The sequence below is a fragment of the Actinomycetospora aurantiaca genome (genome assembly GCF_037401875.1).
Classification (GTDB): Bacteria; Actinomycetota; Actinomycetes; order Mycobacteriales; family Pseudonocardiaceae; genus Actinomycetospora; species Actinomycetospora aurantiaca.
Map to the genome: position 1 here is coordinate 1 of NZ_JBBEGN010000022.1, position 21,713 is coordinate 21,713.

General features: G+C 76.0%; 20 protein-coding genes. 5 read left to right on the forward strand and 15 right to left on the reverse strand.

The genetic code is table 11. From position 1 onward, the window contains the following. Positions 1-20 precede the first annotated feature (20 nt). The 3 genes from WCD74_RS26670 to WCD74_RS26680 all read right to left on the reverse strand — a co-directional run bounded on the left by WCD74_RS26670 (position 21) and on the right by WCD74_RS26680 (position 2,176). Positions 21-977 carry a hypothetical protein gene (locus WCD74_RS26670; protein ID WP_337697940.1) on the reverse strand — a complete coding sequence of 319 codons (957 nt, stop codon included), beginning with the start codon at positions 975-977 and terminating at the stop codon, positions 21-23. Between the two features lie 94 nt (positions 978-1,071). Beyond that, positions 1,072-1,656: a hypothetical protein gene (locus WCD74_RS26675; protein WP_337697941.1), complete on the reverse strand. Its 585-nt coding sequence runs from the start codon at positions 1,654-1,656 to the stop codon at positions 1,072-1,074. Between the two features lie 22 nt (positions 1,657-1,678). After that, a complete protein-coding gene (locus WCD74_RS26680) occupies positions 1,679-2,176 on the reverse strand; it encodes a DUF3145 domain-containing protein (RefSeq protein WP_337697942.1) in 498 nt (165 codons plus the stop codon). A gap of 193 nt (positions 2,177-2,369) precedes the next feature. On the opposite strand from WCD74_RS26680, the gene WCD74_RS26685 reads away from it, so the two are divergent. After that, positions 2,370-3,620 carry an MFS transporter gene (locus WCD74_RS26685; protein ID WP_337697943.1) on the forward strand — a complete coding sequence of 417 codons (1,251 nt, stop codon included), beginning with the start codon at positions 2,370-2,372 and terminating at the stop codon, positions 3,618-3,620. Positions 3,621-3,674: 54 nt separating this feature from the next. On the opposite strand, the gene WCD74_RS26690 is transcribed toward WCD74_RS26685, so the two are convergent. Then, positions 3,675-3,797 carry a hypothetical protein gene (locus WCD74_RS26690; protein WP_337697944.1) on the reverse strand — a complete coding sequence of 41 codons (123 nt, stop codon included), beginning with the start codon at positions 3,795-3,797 and terminating at the stop codon, positions 3,675-3,677. 448 nt (positions 3,798-4,245) lie between these two features. Here WCD74_RS26690 and WCD74_RS26695 point away from each other — a divergent pair, with 448 nt between their 5' ends. Next, positions 4,246-5,505: a sensor domain-containing diguanylate cyclase gene (locus WCD74_RS26695; protein WP_337697945.1), complete on the forward strand. Its 1,260-nt coding sequence runs from the start codon at positions 4,246-4,248 to the stop codon at positions 5,503-5,505. Here WCD74_RS26695 and WCD74_RS26700 read toward each other — a convergent pair. Both WCD74_RS26700 and WCD74_RS26705 read right to left on the reverse strand, forming a co-directional pair. Further along, positions 5,480-6,658, reverse strand: coding sequence for an acyl-CoA dehydrogenase family protein (locus WCD74_RS26700; protein WP_337697946.1), 1,179 nt, complete (start codon positions 6,656-6,658; stop codon positions 5,480-5,482). The genes WCD74_RS26695 and WCD74_RS26700 overlap by 26 nt on opposite strands. Further along, entirely contained in the window at positions 6,639-7,106 is a 468-nt protein-coding gene (locus WCD74_RS26705) for an NUDIX domain-containing protein (RefSeq protein WP_337697947.1), read from the reverse strand. The genes WCD74_RS26700 and WCD74_RS26705 overlap by 20 nt, the downstream gene beginning before the upstream one ends. Positions 7,107-7,153: 47 nt before the next feature. Between WCD74_RS26705 and WCD74_RS26710 the strand changes: the two genes are divergently transcribed. Next, positions 7,154-8,239 carry a carboxylate-amine ligase gene (locus tag WCD74_RS26710; RefSeq protein WP_337697948.1) on the forward strand — a complete coding sequence of 362 codons (1,086 nt, stop codon included), beginning with the start codon at positions 7,154-7,156 and terminating at the stop codon, positions 8,237-8,239. Here the strand turns inward: WCD74_RS26710 and WCD74_RS26715 are convergent. Both WCD74_RS26715 and WCD74_RS26720 read right to left on the reverse strand, forming a co-directional pair. Continuing rightward, positions 8,236-9,759: a DUF2867 domain-containing protein gene (locus WCD74_RS26715; RefSeq protein WP_337697949.1), complete on the reverse strand. Its 1,524-nt coding sequence runs from the start codon at positions 9,757-9,759 to the stop codon at positions 8,236-8,238. The two genes, WCD74_RS26710 and WCD74_RS26715, sit on opposite strands and share 4 nt — an antisense overlap. Before the next feature lie 39 nt (positions 9,760-9,798). After that, entirely contained in the window at positions 9,799-10,014 is a 216-nt protein-coding gene (locus WCD74_RS26720) for a hypothetical protein (protein WP_337697950.1), read from the reverse strand. Positions 10,015-10,500: 486 nt separating this feature from the next. On the opposite strand from WCD74_RS26720, the gene WCD74_RS26725 reads away from it, so the two are divergent. After that, positions 10,501-10,755, forward strand: coding sequence for a WhiB family transcriptional regulator (locus WCD74_RS26725; protein ID WP_286055351.1), 255 nt, complete (start codon positions 10,501-10,503; stop codon positions 10,753-10,755). A gap of 144 nt (positions 10,756-10,899) precedes the next feature. Here WCD74_RS26725 and WCD74_RS26730 read toward each other — a convergent pair whose 3' ends face one another. From WCD74_RS26730 to WCD74_RS26750, 5 genes are all read right to left on the reverse strand, one after another. Beyond that, positions 10,900-11,820, reverse strand: a complete 921-nt coding sequence (locus WCD74_RS26730) for a DUF2188 domain-containing protein (protein ID WP_337697951.1) — start codon at positions 11,818-11,820, stop codon at positions 10,900-10,902. A 95-nt stretch (positions 11,821-11,915) separates the two neighbouring features. After that, on the reverse strand, positions 11,916-16,655 hold the full coding sequence (locus WCD74_RS26735) for a cation-translocating P-type ATPase (protein WP_337697952.1): 4,740 nt from the start codon (positions 16,653-16,655) through the stop codon (positions 11,916-11,918). 172 nt (positions 16,656-16,827) lie between these two features. Further along, entirely contained in the window at positions 16,828-18,099 is a 1,272-nt protein-coding gene (locus tag WCD74_RS26740; RefSeq protein ID WP_337697953.1) for an FAD-dependent monooxygenase, read from the reverse strand. Positions 18,100-18,234: 135 nt separating this feature from the next. Continuing rightward, positions 18,235-18,435, reverse strand: coding sequence for a hypothetical protein (locus tag WCD74_RS26745; protein WP_337697954.1), 201 nt, complete (start codon positions 18,433-18,435; stop codon positions 18,235-18,237). Next, positions 18,432-18,929 (reverse strand): helix-turn-helix domain-containing protein, encoded by a 498-nt coding sequence (locus WCD74_RS26750; RefSeq protein WP_337697955.1) that lies wholly within the window; start codon positions 18,927-18,929, stop codon positions 18,432-18,434. Before WCD74_RS26750 ends, WCD74_RS26745 begins: the two co-directional genes overlap by 4 nt. A gap of 260 nt (positions 18,930-19,189) precedes the next feature. On the opposite strand from WCD74_RS26750, the gene WCD74_RS26755 reads away from it, so the two are divergent. Continuing rightward, entirely contained in the window at positions 19,190-20,653 is a 1,464-nt protein-coding gene (locus WCD74_RS26755) for a protein kinase domain-containing protein (RefSeq protein ID WP_337697956.1), read from the forward strand. Here the strand turns inward: WCD74_RS26755 and WCD74_RS26760 are convergent. Further along, entirely contained in the window at positions 20,650-20,940 is a 291-nt protein-coding gene (locus tag WCD74_RS26760) for an MSMEG_0570 family nitrogen starvation response protein (RefSeq protein ID WP_337697957.1), read from the reverse strand. The two genes, WCD74_RS26755 and WCD74_RS26760, sit on opposite strands and share 4 nt — an antisense overlap. A 52-nt stretch (positions 20,941-20,992) precedes the next feature. After that, entirely contained in the window at positions 20,993-21,691 is a 699-nt protein-coding gene (locus WCD74_RS26765) for a thermonuclease family protein (RefSeq protein WP_337697958.1), read from the reverse strand. Positions 21,692-21,713: the final 22 nt, after the last annotated feature.

Below are 21,713 nucleotides of genomic sequence, written 5' to 3' on the forward strand. Positions count from 1 at the left end.
CCTATGAGCCCACTTAGTGCTCACGAGCTCGCGCAGCGGGCACATGGAATGAACTCGCCCTGCCAGCCGAGCTGGCGGAGGCGGGTCCAGACCAGCCGCGCCGAGCCGCACGCGGTCCAGTGGACCTCCTCCCAGCCGAAGGTCAGACGTGCTCGGCCCTCGATCTCGGCGGCGTTGTCCCGGGCCCGGTCGCTGCGGGCGGTCCTCCGGTTCGCGTGGACTATCCATCCGTCGAGGCGGACCGTCAGGACGCCGAGTGGCATCTCGTACTCGACGTCCTCGTAGCGGTTCGTGTTCTCGACCCGACGACGGACCTGCCGGACGCCGACGGGGAGTCCGTGCGCGAGCTCGACGTCGGTCACGTAGTCGCCCTCGAGAGCCGAACCCACGCCATCGGCGAGGAGCGTCGCCGCGGCCGTCAGCGCCTTGCCGTACCGCCGGGGCCGTCGGACGTCCAGGCTCTCCCGAATGCTCGCCGGATCGACCCGGGCTGCCGCCGCGCCCGCGACCAGGCTCCGCATCCCGTCCTTCGCCGTCGGCGCCTCCACTGCGAGGTCGATCAGCGTGACGACCTTGCTGGTCACCGGGAAGCCGTCGCGCTCGACCCCGAGGTGGGCGAAGGCGCGGCTGCGGTGGACGACGAGACCCTCGCAGCCGCGGGCCGACGAGCCGTACGGCACCGTGATGTGGACCGGGAGCCCCGCCCGACCACCGCGGAGCCCCAGGACGGCGGCGGCGGTCTCGTGGCTGAGGAGCGCAGGCCCCCGGGCGAAGAGCAGAGCCGCCCACTGCCACATCTCCGCCGTCGGCTCACCCGTCGTCAGGGCGTAGGTCCCGTGGAACAACGGCAGCCATCGGCGGGCGGCCACGTTCGCCCGGACCGCATCCATGGTCAACTGCCGGCCGAGGACCTGCTTCAGGCTCACGACGTTCTTCTGGGTGTCGCGCAGGATCTGCCACGCGTCGAGTTCGTCCACACCAGCGTTGAGTGCCGCCGGGCCGTTCCGGTTCCATGTGCTTCGCTCGTGAGCACTAAATGGGCCTATAGGCCCACTTAGTGCTCACATGGCGTCAGCCACATGGTGTCCGCAAGCTGCTCCCCGCCATCGGGTCCACGATCTTGAGCTCGCCGCGCTCGGTCACCAGGGTCATCGACACCTGCCAGCACAGCCGCGCCGCCGGGACGTCCGGGGGTGCCGCGGCGGGGTCCTGGGTGGTGATCCAGCCGGTCGGGACGACGTACTCCCCGCCGCCCACCGGGTCGATGCGGCGCAGGATCACCGAGCCGACCCGCACGGTGCGGTTGCGGTCCGAGAACTGCGCCTGCGAGACCGAGGCCACCGACGTCGCCGAGGACGTCGCCACCCAGTCCACGAAGTTGCCCGCGTTGCGGGCGTCGACCTGACGCTGCACCAGGTCCCGGATCTCGGCCGCACGGGGGAAGGTGGCGGCCGCGGGCGACAGCGCGACGGTCGGCGGGCCGGCCGTGCCGTCCTCGGGCAGGGCGACCCCGGCCAGGGCGGGCCCGGTGTCGCCGAGCGCGTCCCGGGCGGTGCCGGCGGCCCGACCGGCGAGCAGGGCCGCGACCACGCCGAGGGCCGCGAGCACCAGCACCAGCGCGATCGGCACCGTCACCGCGGGCCGCAGGAGTCGCATGGGGACATCGAACCAGCCGGGCTCACCCGACCTGGTGCAGCCACCCCACGGCGGAGCCGTCGCCGGCGAAGCGGTAGGGCTCCAGCGCGTCGTCCCAGCGACGCCCCAGGAGCTCGCCGACGCGGTGGTGCAGCGCGTCCGGGCCGGACCGGCGGGCGGCGGCCATCGCGGCGCGGAGCTGGTCCTCGCCGATCACGACGTCGCCGTTGGCGCTGGTGCGGCCGTGCCAGAGACCCAGGCCCGGGACGTGCGAGAAGCGCTCGCCGTCGGTGCCGGGGCTCGGGTCCTCGGTCACCTCGAACCGGAGCATGCCCCAGGCGCGCAGCGCGCTCGCGAGCCGCGCGGCGGTGCCGACCGGCCCCGTCCAGGAGCACTCGGCCCGCATCTGGCCCGGGGCCGCGTCCTGAGCGGTCCAGTCCAGCTGAACACGGGCGTCCAGGACGCCCGAGATGGCCCACTCGACGTGCGGATTGACCGCAGGCGGCGACGAGTGGACGTAGACCACGCCACGGGTGCTCACTGCTGACCTCCGGTCGAGACGAGAAGCGTCTTCCCCAACGTCCTCGAACTCGGTCCTCGGGCTCGCGATGACCAACCGGTGCAGCAGTGTGCCCTCTGATGCCCCTGGTACGCCAGTGATCGGCGCGTCTCGGCGTGTCGCGAGCGGGAGACACGTGGATCTCGTCCCCTGCTTCGCCTAGCGTCACCGGACGATGACGGGGGGCGATCCACGGGGCGACGACCGTCCGGCGACCTTCCGGGACGCCCTCGCCGTCCCACCCTTCCGCCGGCTCTGGCTCGGGCAGCTGCTCTCGATCATCGGCGACCAGGTCGCGCGCGTCGCCCTGGCCGTCCTCGTCTACGACCGCACCGCCTCCGCGACCCTGACCGCCCTGACCTACGCCCTGAGCTTCCTCCCCGACCTCGTCGCCGGGCCGCTGCTCTCCGGGCTGGCCGACCGCTTCCCCCGCCGGGCGGTCATGGTGGTCACCGACCTCGCCCGCGCGGCGCTCGTCGCCGTCATGGCCGTCCCGGGCGTGCCGCTGCCGGTGCTGGTCGTGCTGCTCGTGGCGGTCCAGATGCTCGCCGCGCCGTTCCTCGCCGCGCGCTCGGCGATCCTGCCGCACCTGCTGCCCGGGGACCGCTACGTCGCGGGCAACGCGGTGATCAGCACGACCTACCAGGCGGCCCAGGTCCTCGGATTCGCCCTCGGCGGGCCGCTGGTCGCGGCCCTCGGCGTCTCCACCGCCCTGGCCGTGAACGCGGCGACCTACGCGCTCTCGGCCGCGGTCCTGCAGTGGGGCGTCCCCGAGCAGCGCGTTCTCGACGACGGGTCGGTGCGGGTCGGGGTGCGCGGGGAGGTCGCGCGCGTGGTGGCGGGCGCCCGGGTCGTGGGGTCGGACCCGCGGCTGCGGTCGCTGATCGGCCTCGCGTGCATCTCGGCCTTCGTCGTGACCGTGGAGGGACTCGCGGCGCCGTACGCCGCCGAGCTCGGCGCGGGGACCGCGGCCGTGGGCCTCCTGCTCGCCGCCAACCCGCTCGGCCAGGTCCTGGGCATCCTCGTCCTGACCCGACTCGTCCCGCCCCACCGGAGGCCCCGCCTGATCGGGCCGCTCGCCGTGGCGTCCTGCGTGCCGCTGCTGGTCTCGGCGTTCTCGCCGCCGCTGTGGGTGCTGGTGGCGGCCTGGGTGGTCTCGGGCATGGCGTGCGCCTACCAGGTCCCGGCGAACGCGACGTTCGTCGTGTCCGTCGACGACGCCCGCCGCGGGCAGGCGTTCGGTCTCGCGGTGACCGCGCTCCGGGTGACCCAGGGCGTCGGGGTCCTGCTCGCCGGGGCGCTCGCGGAACGGACCGCACCCTCGACGGCGGTGGCCGTCGGCGGGGCCGCGGGGGTCGTGGTCGCCGTGCTGGCGGCGCGCTCGTGGGCACGCGCCTCGACCGGCAGCCGGACGGACGGTCCCTGACGCGCGGAGCCGGCCGGCTCCCCCGCGGGGGCGCCGGCCGGCGGCTCGGGGAGCTCAGCCCCAGTGCACGTCCCCGCGGGACCAGTTCGAGTCGGCCACAGCCCAGTGCGAGTCGCGCGACCAGTTCGAGTCGCGGGACCAGTTGGAGTCGCGGTGCCAGTTCGAGTCGGGACGCATGGGTTCTCCTCGGGTGGTGTGTGGCAGGACGCACGCCGTGTGCGCGGGCCGGTCCGGTGGCCCGCTCGTGCGCCTGCCGTTGTCGTTTCTGGTCACGCATCGTGATCCCCGTCGTCGGGCCACGACGGACGAAGAGCACGGAGCGCGACCGACGGACGAGATCCATCGTGACCGTTGTGGCGGTCGGTGACCACCCGGCGACCAGGCGTCAACCATCCAGGTGAGATGCCACGAAAGGGTGATCCGCAAGCTCCCCGAGCAGGACGACGCGGTACCGTGCGAGACGCACGCGGAACCCGGTCCGTGATGTCACGGCCACCGACGCCTGGCCTGGAGGCAACAGACAGTGACGGACTCGCGGTCGCGGCTCACCAGCGCGGACGCTGCCGTCAACACGCTCCGTGACAGGAGTGGGCGGTGGGACCCTCGCCGGTGGCCGCTCTGGGCCGTGCCGCTGCGCCCGCTCGCCTACATCCTCACCGTGGAGCTGGCCGCGGTGCTGGTCATGGCGGCGTTCCTGGTCGTGGGCGGGTCCGACCGCGGGTGGGGCGTCGTCGGGCTGCTCTTCCTCGGGGCCGTCGTCCACGCCGAGGCCGCCCGGCACATCGAGCGGGTGCGGGTGTCCCGCCCGGACCGCGCCTTCATCGACCTCAAGTCGATGTGGACCTTCGCGGGCCTGCTGCTCGTCCCGGCCGGGCCGGCCCTGGTCCTGGTCTGCGCCACCTTCGCCTACTGGTGGCTGCGCAACGGGCGACACCACTCCGCGCTCTACAAGTGGGTCTTCTCCTGCGCGACCGTGGTCCTGGGGACGTCCGCGGCCGGGCTGGTGCTGTCCGGGTTCGAGCTCGACACCCTGCTCGAGCGCGCGGCCGGGCCGGCCGGGCTGGCGCTGATCGCCGCCGCGGCCTGCGTGCGCTGGGTGGTCAACCACGGCCTGATCGTCGGTGTCCTGCTGCTCACGACCCGGGACCGGTCGCTGCGGGCGCACCTCGCGAGCCCCGCCGACACCCTGCTCGGGCTCGGCGCACTCGCCCTCGGCGCCGCCCTGGCCGTCCTGGCCGCCGCCTCCCCGTGGCTGGTGCCGATCCTGCTGGTCCCGGTCATCACGCTGCACCGCGGCGTGCTCCTCGACCAGTTCCGCCAGGCCGCGCGGACCGACCCCAAGACCGGGCTCGCCAACGGGGCCGCCTGGGCCGAGGTCGCCGGCAAGGAGATCGCCCGCGCGGGCCGTCTCGGCCTGGGCCTCGCCGTGCTCATGGTCGACCTGGACGAGTTCAAGGCGGTCAACGACGCCCACGGCCACCTGGTGGGCGACGAGGTCCTCCGGGCGGTGGCGGCGGCGCTCTCGGCGGAGGTCCGGGCGTACGACGCGGTCGGGCGCTTCGGCGGCGAGGAGTTCGTCGTCCTGCTCTCCGGGGTCGACCCGGGCGCCGCGACCCTCGCCGCCGAACGGCTGCGGGCGCGCATCGGGTCGATCGACCTCGCGGTCCCGGGTCCGCACGGGTCGACGGCGCGGGTGCGCGGCCTGACGGCCTCGATCGGCTGTGCTCCGTGCGCCCCGCGCGACATCACCGTCGACGAACTGCTCGCGGCCGCCGACGCGGCGCTCTACCGCGCGAAGCGCGCGGGGCGGGACCGCACGATCACGGCGGCCCCGACCCGACCCGACGTCGGGACCCCGATCAGCGGAACGCCGCCAACCCCGTGAGGGCCTGCCCGATCGACAGGGCGTGCATCTCCTCGGTGCCCTCGTAGGTCAGCACCGTCTCCAGGTTCGTCATGTGCCGGAACACCGGGTACTCCAGGGTGATCCCGTTCCCGCCGAGCACCGTGCGCGCGGTGCGCGCCACGTCCAGCGCGGCGTGCACGTTCGCCATCTTCCCGAAGCTGACCTGCGCGGGGTGCAGTTCGTGGCTGTCCTTGAGCCGACCGATCCGGGCCGCCGTCAGGGACGCCTGGTTGACGGCCACGACCATCTCGGCGAGCTTGCGCTGGGTCAGCTGGAAGCCCGCGATCGGCTTCCCGAACTGCTCGCGGTCCATCGCGTACGCCAGCGCGGCCTCGTAGCAGGACCGCGCGGCCCCCACCGCACCCCAGAGGATCCCGTACCGGGCCTCGTTCAGGCACGACAGCGGACCCTTGAGCCCGGACACCTCCGGGAACATCGCGTCCGCGGGCAGGCGCACGCCCTCGAGCACCAGCTCCGCGGTCAGCGAGGCGCGCAGCGAGAGCTTGTGCTTGACCTCGTTCGCGGTGAAACCCGGGGTGTCGGTGGGGACGACGAACCCGCGGATGCCCGACGACCCGGCGTCCGGGTCGGTCTGGGCCCACACGACGGCGACGTCGGCCAGGGTCCCGTTGGTGATCCACATCTTGGACCCGTCGAGCACCCAGTCGGTCCCGTCGCGCCGGGCCCGGGTGCGCATCGAACCCGGGTCGGACCCGGCGTCGGCCTCGGTCAGCCCGAAGCACCCCAGCGCCTCCCCGGTCGCCATCCGCGGCAGCCAGGTCTGCTTGTGCTCCTCGGTGCCCCACCGGTGGATCGCGAACATCGCGAGCGAGCCCTGCACCGAGACGAACGAGCGCAGACCCGAGTCGACCGCCTCCAGCTCCCGGCACGCGAGGCCGTACGACGTGGCGTTGGTCCCGGCGCAGCCGTAGCCCTCGAGGTGCATCCCGAGCAGGCCGAGGGACCCGAGGCCCTTCGCGATGTCCCGCGGCAGGGTGTTCGACTCGTACCACTCCGCGATGCGCGGGGCGAGCTCGGCGGCCGCGTAGTCGCGGACCGCGTCGCGGATGTCGCGCTCCTCGGCGGTCAGCTCGGCGTCGACGGCAAGGAAGTCACTCGGGTCCGGAACCATGGGTCCACGCTAGGTGCTGGGCCCAGAACGCCGCGAATCCCGGATGCAGGTCGAGGTCACCGACGCCCTCCACCCTCACCCAGCGCAGCTCGGAGGCCTCGCCGTCCTGCGGGCTCAGCGGCAGCGGCTCGTCGAGCGTGGCGTGCACGGTGGTGTAGCTCCACCGGCCGTGGTCGTCGACCGACGCGTTCCCGACGACGGGTCGGGCCGGGTCCAGGCCCGTCTCCTCCGCGGTCTCGCGCAGCGCCGTCGCGACGGCGGTCTCGAGCTCGTCGCGGGCCCCGCCCGGGATGCCCCAGGTGTTGCCGTGGTGGCTCCAGTAGATGCGGTGCGCGAGCAGGACCCGGCCCTGCGACTCGAGCAGGAGACCCGCCGCGCCGTAGCGGCCCCAGTGCCGGTGCCCCTGCTCGCAGAACACCCAGCCGTCCCCGTTCGTGCCACGCGCCACTGCACTCCCCGTTCGTCCGCCCCGTCCCGGTGGGAACATCCCCCGTCGTGGACGCACCGACACGGCGGATGGGGGTCGAGGAGGAGCTGCTCCTCGTCGACCCCGACGACGGCACCGCGCTGGGCCTGGCCCCGGCCGTGCTCGCAGGCTCGGAGGAGCTCGACGCCGAGATGCGTCACGAGCAGGTCGAGACCGGCAGCGCCCCGCACGCCGACGCGGAGGCCCTCGCCGACGACCTCCACCGGCGCCGCCGCGCGGCCGTCGAGGCCGCGCGCGAGCGCGGGGCCGCGGTGGCGGCCGTCGCCACCTCGCCCCTCCCCCAGGGTCCGGCGCCGGACCTGGAGGGCCGCTACGGGCGGATCCTCGAGCGCTTCGGCGCCGTCGCCACCGAGCAGCTGACGAACGGCCAGCACGTGCACGTCGAGATCGGCTCGCGCGAGGAGGGCGTCGGCGTGCTGGACCGCATCGGCCCGTGGCTGCCGGTCCTGCGGGCCCTGTCGGCCAACTCGCCGTACTGGCGCGGGGAGGACACCGGGTACGCCAGCTACCGCTCGATCGTCTGGTCGCGCTGGCCCTCGGCCGGGCCGACGCGGGTGTTCGGCTCGGTGGAGGCCTACGACGAGGTGGTGGCGGCGATGCTCGCCACGGACACCGTCGTCGACGACGGGATGGCCTACTTCGATGCCCGCCTGGCAGCGAACTTCCCGACCGTCGAGGTCCGCGTCGCCGACGTCGGGCTGAGCGTGGACGACGCGGTGGTGGTCGCGCTGCTCGCGCGGGCACTGGTGACGACGGCGGCCGCGGCCCACGAGGCGGGCGAGCCGGCGCCCGACGTCCCGATCGAGGTCCTGCGCCTGGCGCACTGGCGGGCGGCGCGCTCGGGCTGCGTGGAGCGGTCCGACGCCGAGACGGGCACGCTGATCCACCCGTCGACCGCGCGGCCGGTCCCGGCCCGCGAGGCGGTGGCCGCGTTGCTGGACCACGTGGACGACGCCCTCGGGTCCGACCGGAAGACCGTCCAGGCGGGCGTCGAGCGCGTTATGCGCGGCGAGACCGGGTCCGCAGTGCAGCGGGCGGCGTTCGACGACGGCGGGCTGCTCGCGGCGGTGCGCGCGGCGCAGCTGAGGTACTAGCGGGCGGCCGCGCGCAGCACCCCGCGGGCCATCGGCCCGAACACCAGCGGGGCGCCGACGCGCAGGCCCGCGCCGTAGGCGACCCCGGCGAGCCCGGACGGGGCGAAGGCGACCTCGACGCGCACGGCCGAGCCACCCCCGTCGTCGGGAAGGACCGTGAAGGTCACCCAGAGCCGGCCGGGCACCTTCAGGTCGGCCCGCAGCCGCAGCCAGCGCCCGGGCGCGAGGTCGGAGACCCGCCAGCCGTCGACGACGTCGCCCACGACGAGGTCGCGCCCGTGCGGGCGGCCGCGGTAGCCCCCGACGCCGCCGAGGAGCTGGTCGGCCCAGCCCAGGGTCGCGAACACCCCGGGCGGCGCGTACCAGCCGGTGTCGCCGCCGATCCGCTGGACCGCGGCCCAGACCACCGGCGGCGCCGCGCGGCCGTGGGCGGTGGTCGACCAGTGCCAGGTGGCGCCGCCCGAGCCGACGGGGTCGGACGGCAGGGCGAGCGCGGCGGGGCGCTCGTCGGCGGTGGCGACGGCGGGGGCCGGGTCGCGGTCGGTCGGCTCGACGCCGTCGCGGCGGTGTCCCAGCGCCGCGCGGACGGCGGCCCCGTAGGTCGTCGGGCCGCCGGGCGGGTCCCCGAGCAGGCGGCGGGCCTCCGCGAGCGAGTCGGGGTCGCACACCAGCTCGTGGCGCAGCGACTCGATGAGGGGTTCGACGAGTCGGCGCGGCAGCGGGGAGAGCAGTTCCATCACCATGGCGGCCACGGTCGGCCCGCCGGGCGGCACCGGGAGCGGGAGCGGGACGGCGACCCGCTGCGGGAGGCCGGCCAGGCGGGCGTAGCGCTGGACGAGGTCGAGGTAGGTCAGCACGTCCGGACCGCCGACGTCGAGCCGGCGGTCGACCTCGGGCGGCAGGAGGGTGGCGGCCGCGAGGTGGTGCAGGACGTCGTCCACCGCGATCGGCTGGGTGCGGTGCGCGAGCCACGGGACGGCGGGCAGCACCGGGACGCGCTCGGCGAGGTAGCGGATCATCTCGAAGCTCGCCGAACCGGACCCGACGACGATCCCGGCCTCCATGGCCGCCGTCGGGACCGGGGAGGCGAGGAAGACGTCGGCGACCTCGGCGCGGGAGGCGAGGTGGCGGGAGACGGAGCGCAGCGGAGCTCGACCATCGGGCGCCGATGCCTCGCCTGCCGGGGGCCGCAGGCCGCCGAGGTAGACCAGGCGGCCGACGCCGGCGTCCGCGGCGGCGTCGGCCACGGTGCGGGCGGCGGCCCGGTCCCGCTCCGGGAAGTCCGGCCGGTCGAGCGCGTGCGCGAGGTGCACGACGACGTCGGCGCCCGCCACCAGCTGCGCGACCGCCTCGGGCTCCTCGAGCGAGCCGGGCACGACGTCGACGGCGCCGGCCCACGTCGTCAGGGCCAGCTTCTGCGGCGAGCGCACCAGCACCGCGACCTCGTCGCCGCGCGCGAGCAGCCGGGGCACGAGGCGGGTGCCGAGGTAGCCGGTCGACCCGATGACGGCGCAGCGCATCCGATCATCCTGGCCTGCGACGACGGGTCGTGCGCGACGTCAGCCGCGGACGTTCGGCTTGCCCTCCCGATCCGCCCAGCGCTGGTCGATGCCGATGATGCTGGCCCGGCCCCGCATGATCCGGACGACCTGCCAGACCCCGATGACGCCCAGGACCGCCCCGATGAGGGGGTAGCCCAGCACGAACGCCACGATGGCACCCGTACAGATGGCGCCCACCACGATGTCACGCAGCGCCAGCACGATGGACTTCATCGCCGGCCCCCGCTCGCGATCGGTGTCATCGGCATCACCGGCCAGTGTGCCCCGCCGCGGCCCGCGGTGCACGTACGGTGGTGATCGCGAGTTCGTCACGGACGGCGACATTGACCTGTGATGCGAAACACAGTTCACTCGGTCGCCGAACGGGACGACACTCGTTTGCCCGCAGCGAGGTCCGGCTACCTTAGATAGTCGGACGGCGCCGCGAGCGCTGTCGGTCCGAGAACGCTCGACGCCGATGACCACCCACGGCGGTCGGCGGATCGGGCGCCCGGCGTGCGGGCGGTGGCGGTTCCTCCGGGGACCGGCGCCGTGGTCCGCGCCAGGCACGACCTGGCTGACAGCAACCACCGAGACCGACCCCGTCACGGCGTCGAACACGGCGCCGGGGCGCGCGGGCGTGCGCGCGCGCCACGACGGGGACGACCTGCGCACGCAGGCGACACGCACCACCCGAGACCGGAAAGGACAGCAGGACCCATGGACTGGGAGCTCGCGGCCTGCCGCGACCACGACCCCGAACTCTTCTTCCCCGTCGGCACCGAGGGCCCCGCGGCCGAGCAGCTGACGGCCGCGAAGTTCATCTGCGGTACCTGCCCGCTGCAGGCCGCCTGCCTGCGTTGGGCGCTCGATACCGGCCAGGAGGCCGGCGTCTGGGGCGGCACCTCCGAGGAGGATCGCCGCGACATGCGCCGCGCGCGCCTCTCGGGGCGCTCGCTGCCCGTCAGCGCCTGACGCGTCCGACGCACGGAGGGCCCGCTCCCGGATCACCGGGGGCGGGCCCTCCGTCGTACGCGCTTCATGCGCCCGGAACGAGCGAAGGGCCCCTCCGGTCGATCTGGTCGACCGGAGGGGCCCTTCGCTCGGTGAGGCCGGGGACTACCGGCGGCCCGTCACCTTCCGCGCGGCGCCCGACAGGAGCTGCCCGCCGGCGGACACGACCGCCCCGGTGACGCTGAAGGCCGTCCGGACGGCGAAGGCGCCGACTTGACCCGCGATGCGGACCGGGTTGTACGACGGTGCCGCGGCGCTGACCTCGCGGGTGGCCTCGTCCACCGCGGCGTCGACCTTGCGGGCCTGCGCCTCGGTGACGCTGGTGATGTTGCCGGCCAGGTCGTCGCCGACCGTGTTGAGCTCACGGTCCACGCCCTGGCTCACCCGCGCCGCGCGGTCGCCGCCCTCGACGGCCTTCTCGCCCGCCTCCTCGGCGGCGGCGCCGACGGTCTGGCCGGCGCGCTTGCCGGCCCGCGCGGTGTCCTTCGCGATCCGCTCACCGGCGCGCCCGGTGGTGTCGGCCACCTGCGACCCGGCGGTCTTCGCGATGGTCGCGGCGTCCTTGGCCGCGGCCTCGGGCGCCTTGCCGTTGGTGGCGGCCTTCGCCTCGTCGGCCACGCCCTTGGCGCCGGCCTCGGCCTGCGCCGCGGCCTTCTTCGACGAGGTCTCGGCGCGGTCGGCGATCTTCTCGCCGGTGGCCCGGGCGTCGGCGGCCACGGTCCCCGCGGTCTGCGAGGCCTTGTCCGCCGCCGCCTTCCCGGTGGTGCGGGCGCCGGCCGCGGTGGCCTTGGCGGCGTTCTTCGGTGCCTCCGTGGCCGCGTCGGCCCCGGCCTTCACCGTCGAGCTCTCCCGCACCTTGCCGTCGGTGCCGTAGACGACGACCTTGCCGCCGCCGTCCTTGGAGACGATCTCGGTCGCCCGGGCGACGGCCTCGGCCTGCGTCGGCGCCTTCGCGCTCGCGCGCTGGGCGCCCTTCTTCAGCACCTGCCAGCCGTCGTCGGTCGGCTTCACGTCGCGGTCGGCCATGGCGGTTCCCACTACTCCCTGCTCGTCGGGTCCGTGTCACTCACAGTGTTCCCCCGCTGCGACCTGCACAAACACCATGGAGTGACCACCGCCACTCACCCGGTCAGTGCAGCGGTCGCCTTCTCCTGCAGCTCCAGATAGCGGGCGCCCGCCTGGTCCCGGACCTCACCCAGCCGCTCCAGCAGGGTGGCCACCGCGGAACCCTCCGGCGCGATCACGTCGCCGTAGCGGCGGACGAGACCGGGGCCGACCATCGACGCGATCGTGGCCGCGGTGGCCGACCCGGCCGCCTGCCCCCACGCGATCGGGCCGAGCGGGGTGCACCCGAAGAACTGGCTCACACCGGGGGTCTGGACGACCGCGAACAGGGCACCCGCCGACACCACGCTGGCCCCGACCACGAGCGGGCTGCGGTGCCCGCCCGCCGCGACCGTCTGGCCCAGCTGGGTCCCGACGAGGGCCGCCAGCGCCACCGTGCGGGCCCGGGCGGGGCTGCCGTACGGCGTGGCCTGCGCCTGCGCCCACGCGAGGGAGGCACCGCCGGCCGTCGCCGCGGCGCGCAGCCCGATCTCCCGGTTGAGCGCGTCGCCCAGCGACGCCTCCGGTCCCTCGGCGAGCAGCGACCGCGCGTCGCCCGGGGCCGGGGCGCGGACCGCGAGCGCCAGCGACGGCGCGAGGTCGGTCAGCAGGTTGACCAGCAGCAGCTGGCGGGCGGTCAGCGGCGAGGTCCCGGTGGTCGCCGCGCCGAGCACGGTGAAGGCGATCTCGCCCAGGTTGCCACCGACCAGCACGCCGAGCGCCTCGCGCACGGAGGCCCACATCGCGCGGCCCTCCACGAGCGCCGCGAGGATCGTCTCCAGCCGGTCGTCCGTGACGACGAGGTCCGCGGCGGCCCGGGCGGCGGGGGTGCCGCGCCGGCCGAGGGCGATCCCGACGTCGGCCAGCCGGATGGCCGGCGCGTCGTTCGCGCCGTCGCCGGTCATGGCGACGGTGCGGCCGAGCCGCTGGAACGCCTGCACCGCGCGGACCTTGTGCGCCGGCGTGCCGCGGGCCACGACCCGCACCGTCGGCAGGACCGCGTCCAGCGCGTCGTCGTCGAGCTCGTCCATCTCCTGGCCGGTGATGACGGTGCCGCGCTCGCCGTCGCCGGCCGCGCCCAGCACGTCCAGCTCCTCGGCCACGGCCTCCGCGGTGCTCGGGTGGTCGCCGGTGATCATGACGACCTGGACCCCCGCCTCGCGCAGGTCGCGCACGGTGGCCTGCGACCCCTCGCGCACCGGGTCGGTGAAGCCCACGAACCCGACGAAGCTCAGGTCGGCCACGTCGTCGTCGGAGACCTCGAGATCGTGGTCGGGCAGATGCCCCCACGGCTCGGCGCGCTCCGCGACGGCGAGGACGCGCATGCCCTGACCGGCGAGCAGTTCGGTGTGCTCGACCAGCCGCTGGCGCGCCTCGTCGTCGAGGGCGGTGCCGGCCCAGTCCGCGCACCGCGCGATGACGACCTCGGGGGCGCCCTTCACCGAGAGCACCTGCTCCTTGGCGCCCTCCTCGCCGCGCGCCTCCCCGAGCGTGGCGTGGTAGCCGCGGCTCGGGTCGAAGTCCAGCGAGGCCAGGGGCCACCAGCCGGAGCGCTTGTGCTCCGGGTCCACGTCGAACGACTGCGCGCCGAACACGACGGCGCGGTCGGTCAGGTGCGCCAGCCGCTCCCCCGCCTTCGGGCGCGGGGTGGCGCGCAGCGCGGCCGCCAGGACGCGGCGCTGCCGCTTGCGCAGCCGGTCGGTGGGCCGCAGCTTCACGCCGTCGGAGATCGCCGAGAGCGCGAGCTTGCCCTCGGTGAGGGTGCCGGTCTTGTCGAAGCAGAGCACGTCGACCCGGCCGACGGCCTCGATCGTCTTCGGGTTCCGGACGAGGGCCCCTTCCGCGCTCAGGCGGCGGGCGGAGGCGAGCTGGGCGGCCGAGACGATGAACGGCAGCCCCTCGGGCACCGACGCCACGGCGAGGCCGACGCCGGAGTGCAGGTTCTGGTTCATCGGCAGCCCGCGGACCGCCCCGGCCCCGACGACGGCGGCCGCGGAGGCGATCGCGAGCGGCGTGGTCACCTGGGTGATGCCGGACAGGCGCTGGTCGACGCCGGCCACGGGCGCGTTCGCCCGCGCCGCGGCGGTCGAGCGGCCGACCTCGGTGGACGAGCCGGTGGCGACGACCACCGCGCGGCCGCGGCCGGTCGCGACCGTGGTGCCCTCGTAGAGCATCGAGCGCCGGTCGGCGACCGAGCGCGCGATCACCGGCGACGACGTCTTCGGCACCGGCAGCGACTCGCCGGTCAGCGAGGACTCGTCGAGCTCCAGGCCGTCCGCGCGCAGGACGCGGCAGTCCGCGGGCACGACGTCGTCCGGGCCGAGCTCGACGACGTCGCCGACGACCACGTCGTCGGCGGTGACGGTGGTCGGCACGCCGTCGCGGAGCACCCGCGCGCGGGTCGAGGAGCGCTCCAGGAGCCCGGCGACGGCGCGGTCGGTCCACACCCGCTGCACCCCGCCGATCAGCGCGGAGAAGGCGGTGACACCGACGACGATGGACGCGTCGGCGATCGCGCCGATCGCGGCCGAGAGCACCGCGCCGCCGGCCAGGACCGGGGTCAGCGGGTTGTTCAGCTCGTCGACGAACGCGCGACCCAGCGACGTGGTCTCCTCGGCGGCCGCCGGGTCCTCGCGCGTCCGCCGGGCCACCTCGGCCGCGGACAGGCCGCGCTCGGAGGCGTCCAACCGGGCCAGCACCGTGTCCGCGGGCATGACGTGCCACGGGGTCCGCGAGACCCCGGGCACGAGCGTCTTGCGCCCCAGCTCGGACGCCGACCACGCGCCCGCCCCCAGCGCCACGCCCGCGGCGCCGTTGACGGCCAGGCCGGCCAGCGAGGCGCCGCGGGGAGCGGTGCCCGCCGTCGCCATCGCGGCCCCCAGCACGGTGCCGGCGCGCGCGAGCGCGACCGAGCGGCCGGACGTCGCCTTCGCGACCTTCACGCCCTCGATCAGCAGCGCCGCCGTCGTGAGGTCGTCGCCGACCAGGACGTGCGCCCCCCACGCGGGGGTGCCGTCCGCCCGGACGACCCCGACGCCCAGGTCGGCCGCGGCCAGGGCCCGGCGGTCACGCGAGACCACCAGGACGCCCGCGCCCTCGACCTGCAGCATGCGCACCGCCCCGGCGAGCCCCTCGCCGCCCGCGACCTGGCGGTCGACGGTGCGCCGGGTCGCCGGGACGTTCCGGTCCGCGCCCGGCAGGGGCGCGGACGAGTCGGCGTCACCGGTGTCGTCCCCGTCCGCGGCGGGGGCGGTGGGCACGAGCGCGCTCTCCTCGGTCCCCACGACGAGGGTCAGACCGGCGCGGCGGGCGGCGGCCCCGAGGGCCTCGGCGGCCGCGGCCGGCTCGGGGAGGGCCCCGACGACCGCGACCAGCGCGGCGTCGGCGTCAGCGGTCTCCGGGTCGGCGAAGGACAGGCCCAGCACGACCGTCGCGCCGTCCGCGCGCAGTGCGTCCACGGCCTCGGCCACGCCCGGCTCGTCCTCGCGGCCCGTGGCCAGCGGCGCGATCCGCCAGCCGTCGGCGTGCATCGCCGGGCGCACGGCGTCGCTCGGGTCGAACAGCTCGTGGACCAGCGGCGTCAGCGACTCCACCGACACCGGCGAGCCGTCGGGGGCGGTCAGCCCCTCGCCGTCCACCAGCGCCAGGTCACCGAGCATCAGGGCACCGGTGGTGAGTGCCCCGGCGTCCAGCACGACGGTGTCGATGCGGTCCATGCGCCGCAGCACGGTCGGCTCGACGACGACCGCGCCGCGACGGGCGAGCACGCGCCCGAACGTCGTCGCGAAGCCCTCGCGGCCCATCCGGCCGGCCTTGGGCAGCGTGGACAGCGCGACCCCGATCGCGCGGCGGGGGCCGCCGAGCGCGAGCGTCGTGCCGAACCCGCCCAGGGCGGCCACGCCGACCTGGTCGCCGTGGCGCTCGATCGGGCCGCGCGGGAACGGCACCGGGCGGGCGTCCACGCCCAACGAGTCGTCGGCCGCCGCCGACACCTGCTCCGGCTCGGCCATCAGACGCGGCTCGGCGCGGGTGAACGCCTCGGAGGCCGCGCGCGCCTCCGCGATCTGCAGGGCGCGGTAGGCCGCGTCGACGAGCAGGCCGGTGGAGCCCTGGCCGAGGCCCTGGCCGGCGGCGTTGGTCAGCGCGAGGAGGAAGTCCGCCCGGCCGCGGCCGAGGGCGCGCTCCACCGCGGCGCGCAGGCGCGGCTGGTGGTCGACGAAGGAGGCGGCCGAGGCGTACTCGACCGGCAGCGGGGTGCGGCGCAGGACCGAGCCGATCCCGGCCATCCCCAGGCCGGCGAGGTCGGCGGCGAAGGTGGTGAGCGCCTGCGAGATCGCGGTGGTGGAGTGCCCGCCGGCGGGGTGCGTGTCGAGCCCGCCGGCCTCCTGCTCCTCGAGGACCTCGACGAGGTCGACCAGGTCGTCGACGACCTCGTCCCGCTCGTCGGGGCCGCCCGCGGCGACGTCCTCGGCGAGCGAGACGACCACGACGCCGAGCGGCGCGTTGACGGTGGCCCACTCGACCGCCGGGTGCGCGGCCAGCGCCTTCTCCACCGCGCGCAGCAGCTCCGCGCCGGACTCGCGGGCGGTCGCGGGCACACCGAGGTGGACGCGGCCGTCACCCCGCCACACCCGCCGTCCGCGGTACCGCGAGGGGTCCAGGGCGTCGACCGCGGCGCGGGCGATGCCCAGCGGGTCGGCCACCCGGGCCAGGAGGGAACGGCGGCGGGGCGACTCGGGGGTGGGGTCGGGGCGCATGGGGGGTGGGACTCGTCCTTTCGCAACGCTCATCGGCACGCGGGCCGCCACACCGACGGAGCAGCCCGGCCGCTCTGCGTTCCCGGATCTTCGCCTGGAGAAACGCGGTGTACGGCGGCGATCAGCCGTCCGGGGTGGTCCGGAATTCGCCGATCACCGATCGAGCGACAGTCTACGGAGCAGGGCGGCGGGTCGGCCCGGACGACGCGGTGACCGTCCGGTGAACGTCGACACGCCGGGTCCGGGCCCCGCTGCCGAACACGCGGGACACGATCGGCCACGACGCGACCCACATCGCGACCGCCCGGACCGCGGTGACCACCCGGTTGCCCGGCAGGAAGAAGTGCCGCGCGCGGCGGGCGGCCGAGCGGGCGGTGCGGGTGCCGGGGCGCTGCTCGGCCTCCCAGGCCGCGAGGGACGCCGCCACGTCGGCGGGCCCGGTGCCGTCCGCCCCCACCTGCAGGTGGCGTCCCAGGGCCTCGCCGCCGGAGAGTGCGAGTGCGGACCCGTGGCCGGAGTAGAGCGTGGGGCACCAGGCGGCGTCGCCGAGGAGCACGACCCGCCCGCGGCTCCACCGCTCCAGGTGGATCTGCCCGACGGTGTCGGCGTGCGTGGTGCCCGCCTCCGCGACCAGGTCGAGGATCTCGGGCATCAGCCCGTCGAAGTCGCCGTAGACCGCGCGCAGGGCCTCCTCGGGCCGGCGGACCGGATCGGTGCGGTCGGCGTGCGGGAGGTCGGCGCGGTAGGTGAAGAACACGACGGGGGCGTGCCCGGCCATCGCCATGAGGTGCGCGGTGCGGCCGGGCTCGACGAGCACGACATAGTCGCCCTCGACCAGGTGCCCGGGCAGGCGCGGGAGGACCGCGGAGATCACCACGTGGTCGAAGTCGTGGCGGAAGTCCGCCTCCGGGCCGAACACCATCTCGCGGACCGTCGAGCGGATCCCGTCCGCCCCGACCACGAGGTCCCACCGGTCCGCGCCGTCGTCGAGCACCACCGTGCCGTCGTCGCACACCACCTGCGGTGCCGCCGAGAACCGGACCTCCACCTCGTCCGGGAGCCCCTCCCAGAGGGCGGCCTCGAGATCGCCGCGCACCAGCGCGAGGCTCCCGCTGTCCTCGCCGAGCGCGGCGTCGACCCGGGACGTGGTGCGGCCGCGGCCGTCGACGCCGGTGATGATCCCGTCGGCCGGCAGCCGGCTGCGCAGCGCCTCGTCGACCCCGAGCCGCTCGGCGGCCTGCAGCCCCTCCCGGGCCAGTCGTACGAAGTAGCCCCCGGTGCGGCGGGCCGCGGCCCGCTCGCACACGGTCACCCGCCACCCGGCCCGGTGCAGCGACGTGGCGGCGGCCAGCCCGGCGATCCCGGCCCCGACGACCAGCGCCCGCGGCCCGGTCGGCGGCGTCACCGCCGGTCCGGTCCGCGCCGGTTCGTCGACGGTCGTCACGCGGCCCAGCGTAGGTGTGACGACCCGGTCACGCCGTCGGAAGCGACCGGGGTCTCCGTGGGGCGGCGTCCCGGCCCGAGGACGCGGAAGGCCCCCGCACACCGTGAGGTGCGACGGGGGCCGGATGCGCGGGGGTCAGATGCCCGCGGGCTCCCAGCGGACGAAGGCGCGGCAGTCGCACTGCGCGCAGTCCTGGGCGGAGTGGTAGTGCTCGTGCGACTCGCGGGGGTGCTTGCAGGTGCACAGGTCCACGAGCGGGATGCGGGCCAGCGACGGCGGCATCGGGCGGCGGAGCACGGCCGGGCGGTGGGTGCGGAGGGGGTCGATGAGCTTCATGGCTGTGTGATGTCCGTGGGGGTCGCAGGGGTGGTCGACGGTCGTGCGGCGCCCGGGGACGTCCCCGTGACGCGCGGGAGCCCGGGCACGCGGTTCACGTGCACGGACGACCCGGTCCGAGTGGTGCTCTCGGTGCGGGCCTTCACTGCCTCGGCCGAGTCGCGGCGCACACGCGCCAGGTCGCGGCGCGTGCGGTCCAGCTCGGCCAGGGCGACGTCGCGCTCGCGCTCGACCTCGCCCACCCGGTCCTCCAGCGAGACGACCTTCCAGGCCGCGGTGAGGGTCAGCCCCTCGTCGAAGAGCGCGCGCACCCTGGCCGCGAGGGCGAGTTGCCGGCGCGACCAGCGCCGGTGTCCGCCCGCCGATCGCTGCGGGCGCACCATCTCCCCCGCGTCGAGGCTGCGCAGGAACGCCGGTTGCACCCCGAGGACGTCCGCGGCCTGACCGGTGGTCAGAGCCGGTACGTCCTCCTCGTCGAGGCTCTCGGCGCCCACAGCTCGTCGCGTCCTTGCGGTCGTTCCCCCGGTGTCCCGGGACTGCTCTCTCGATGCAGGTCGCGCACGGCTCGACGCCGGGCGACCCGTGCGAAAGTTCTACTCGGGACTGCAACTTCTGTCAACGATTCAGATGCCCCGCGGGCCCGAGGCGGTGTGGCGTCACATCTTCGAGGGAATCGAGTGGGATGAATGCGCCGGATGGGGTAACCGTCCGGGACGATCCGGTGGCGCGCGACGGGGGCGGAGGTGCAGCCGGTATGACGACTCTGGGCGTCCCGACGCTGCCGGACCGCCTGGCCGACCGGTACGAGGCCGGCCCGGTGCTGGGCCGCGGCGTCGGCTCCGTGGTCTTCCGCGCCCACGACACCCTGCTCGGCCGCGATGCCGCCGTGAAGTCCTTCCGCGTCGAGTCCAACCCGCGGGCGGGCCGCGAGCTGAGCCTGCTGGCCCGCTTCGACCACCCCGGCCTCGTGCCGGTGTTCGACGTCGAGGAACGCGACGGCCGCGCCTTCGTCGTGATGGCCCTGCTCGACGGCGGGTCGCTGACCGACCGGTTGGCCGCCGCGAACGCGGTCGACGGCCTCGGGTACGCCGAGGCGCTGCGCACCGCCGCGACCGTGGGCGGCGCCCTGGACCACCTGCACCGCGCGGGCGTGACGCACCGCGGGGTCACGCCCGCGAACGTGCTCTACGACGCCGACGGCCGGGCCCACCTCGCCGACTTCGGAGTCGCACTCGTCGCGGACGCCCCCCGCATCACCGACACCGGCCTCACCGTCGGGGCCGCGCCCTACCTCGCCCCGGAGCAGGTCCGCGGCGAGCAGGCCGGGTCGGGGGCGGACGTGTACGCCCTCGCCCTGGTGCTCGTCGAGTCGCTCACCGGGCGGCGCGCCTTCCCCGGGGACCCGCTCTCGGCCGCCCAGGCCCGCCTGGACCGGGGACCGGTGCTGCCCGAGGGCCTGCCCGACGACGTCACGGCGCTGCTGACCGAGATGACGGCCGCCGATCCCGCCGGGCGCCCGGACGCCGCAGCCGCGTCCGCCGTCCTGCGCCGTGCCCTGGTCGAGGCCGAACCGGCGACCACCACGGTCGCCGCGCCCGGGCTCACGGTGAGCGGCCCCGCCGCCCGCTCGGGGGCGGGTGCGCTCGCCGTCGTCGGGAACGCCCTGGCGCGCCGGGGGCCGACGGCCCGGAGCACGGCGCCCCGCGCCACCGGGACCCGGGGCGTCGTCGTGCTGGCCGGCCTGGCCGCGAGCGCGGTGCTGGCCGGGACGGTCGCGATCGCCACGTCCGGCCCGGTCGCCGAGGTGTCCGCGGACGACCGTCCGGCCGTGGTCGCGGGCGGTGCCACCGTGGGCGCGCCCGACACGGGGGCACCGCAGTTCGTCGTCCCCGCCGAGCCGGCGCCGACCTCCGAGCCGACTCCGGAGCCGACCGAGACCACTGCTGCGGCCCGCCCGTCGCGCGACCCCCGCACCGTCATCCCGGTCGAGCCGGTGCGGACGGAGCCGATGCTGCGGCCCACCCGCACGACCGACCCGGAGCCCACCCGCACCACCGAGCAGTCCGAGCAGGCGGAGCCGGTGCGGCAGGGGGCGGCCGAGCCCGCCGAGCCGCCCGTCGCCGACGGGCCCACCCGCACCACGCAGCCCGGTGCCGTCGGCCAGGTGCTGAACGGCGTCGGCGGGCTCCTCGGCGGCGTCCTCGGCGGCGGTCGCTAGCGCTCGAGCGCCTCGACGACGACCGGGCCGACCACCTCGCCGACCCGGTGGCGAGCGATCCGCGCCTCGACGGACGCGAGCGACGCGGCCGCCCGGCCGCACGGGAAGCCGTACCTTGCGCGGACCCGCTCGCTCGCCTCGGTCAGCGCGGCGCGGGCCCGGCGACCGAACTCGTCGAGGGAGTACGCCGCCCCCTCGTCCAGGTGCTCGGCGAGGACCAGCGACGGCGAGTACACCCGCTCGGTGGAGCCGTCGGGCCACCGCAGGCGCGCGTGCATCTCGGGCATGCGGCGATCCTGGCCGACGGGCCCCGGCCCGTCGTCGCGGGAGCGACGAGGTTCACCGGCCGGCCGGCAGCGGGCGCCCCGGCTCGGCCCGGCACGGTGCGCCCCACAGGCCGCGGTCCGCCGTGACCGCCTCCTGCTGCTCGCGGGCGAACACCGGCGCGTAGTGCAGCGCCTGCGTGGTGTCGACGGTGACGACGCCCGCCAGCAGCGCGGCGTCGGTGAAGTTGAGCTGACTGGCGAGGACGACGTAGGCGAGACGCCGGCCGGCGTCGTCGGTCTCGGGGACCGACGGGTCGGGGACCAGCGTCACGGTCTGCCCGGACAGGGTGCGGTCCGCGAAGCGCAGCGCCTCGGCCGCCCCGCACTCCCCCGTCGCGCGCCGCGGCCCGGCCGAGCGCGGGGCGGTGATCCCGAGGATCGCGACCGCGTGCTCGGTCCCGTCCACCCGCACCACCACCTCGTCCCCGGTGTCGACCCGCACCACCTCCCCGAGCAGGGTCGGGTGCGACATGGCGGGTGTCGCGGAGCCGGCCGGCGTGGCGACGACGGCCGCGGGCGCGGCGGGTCCCGGGGCCCCCGGGAGCCCAGTGGGCCCGGCGGACTCGCCGGGAGCCACCAGGAGGCCGACCGCGACGCCCAGACCGAGCACGCCCAGGGCCGCGAGGGCGAGCCGCAGCCGCACGGGCTCGCGGCGCAGCGCGCGGTGGGCGCCCGTCGTCGGTCCGCTGCCGTGCCGGCCGTGCTCGCCCATCACCCTCCCTCGTCCGGGTACG

Bases quoted from the DNA above. Each gene is read 5' to 3' on its own strand.
- WCD74_RS26715 (WP_337697949.1), bottom strand. From the start codon at position 9,759: ATGCGCTGCGCCGTCATCGGGTCGACCGGCTACCTCGGCACCCGCCTC.
- WCD74_RS26765 (WP_337697958.1), bottom strand. From the start codon at position 21,691: ATGGGCGAGCACGGCCGGCACGGCAGCGGACCGACGACGGGCGCCCAC.
- WCD74_RS26730 (WP_337697951.1), bottom strand. From the start codon at position 11,820: ATGGCCGACCGCGACGTGAAGCCGACCGACGACGGCTGGCAGGTGCTG.
- WCD74_RS26725 (WP_286055351.1), top strand. From the start codon at position 10,501: ATGGACTGGGAGCTCGCGGCCTGCCGCGACCACGACCCCGAACTCTTC.
- WCD74_RS26755 (WP_337697956.1), top strand. From the start codon at position 19,190: ATGACGACTCTGGGCGTCCCGACGCTGCCGGACCGCCTGGCCGACCGG.
- WCD74_RS26675 (WP_337697941.1), bottom strand. From the start codon at position 1,656: ATGCGACTCCTGCGGCCCGCGGTGACGGTGCCGATCGCGCTGGTGCTG.
- WCD74_RS26700 (WP_337697946.1), bottom strand. From the start codon at position 6,658: ATGGTTCCGGACCCGAGTGACTTCCTTGCCGTCGACGCCGAGCTGACC.
- WCD74_RS26690 (WP_337697944.1), bottom strand. From the start codon at position 3,797: ATGCGTCCCGACTCGAACTGGCACCGCGACTCCAACTGGTCCCGCGAC.
- WCD74_RS26735 (WP_337697952.1), bottom strand. From the start codon at position 16,655: ATGCGCCCCGACCCCACCCCCGAGTCGCCCCGCCGCCGTTCCCTCCTG.
- WCD74_RS26720 (WP_337697950.1), bottom strand. From the start codon at position 10,014: ATGAAGTCCATCGTGCTGGCGCTGCGTGACATCGTGGTGGGCGCCATC.
- WCD74_RS26745 (WP_337697954.1), bottom strand. From the start codon at position 18,435: ATGAAGCTCATCGACCCCCTCCGCACCCACCGCCCGGCCGTGCTCCGC.
- WCD74_RS26685 (WP_337697943.1), top strand. From the start codon at position 2,370: ATGACGGGGGGCGATCCACGGGGCGACGACCGTCCGGCGACCTTCCGG.
- WCD74_RS26760 (WP_337697957.1), bottom strand. From the start codon at position 20,940: ATGCCCGAGATGCACGCGCGCCTGCGGTGGCCCGACGGCTCCACCGAG.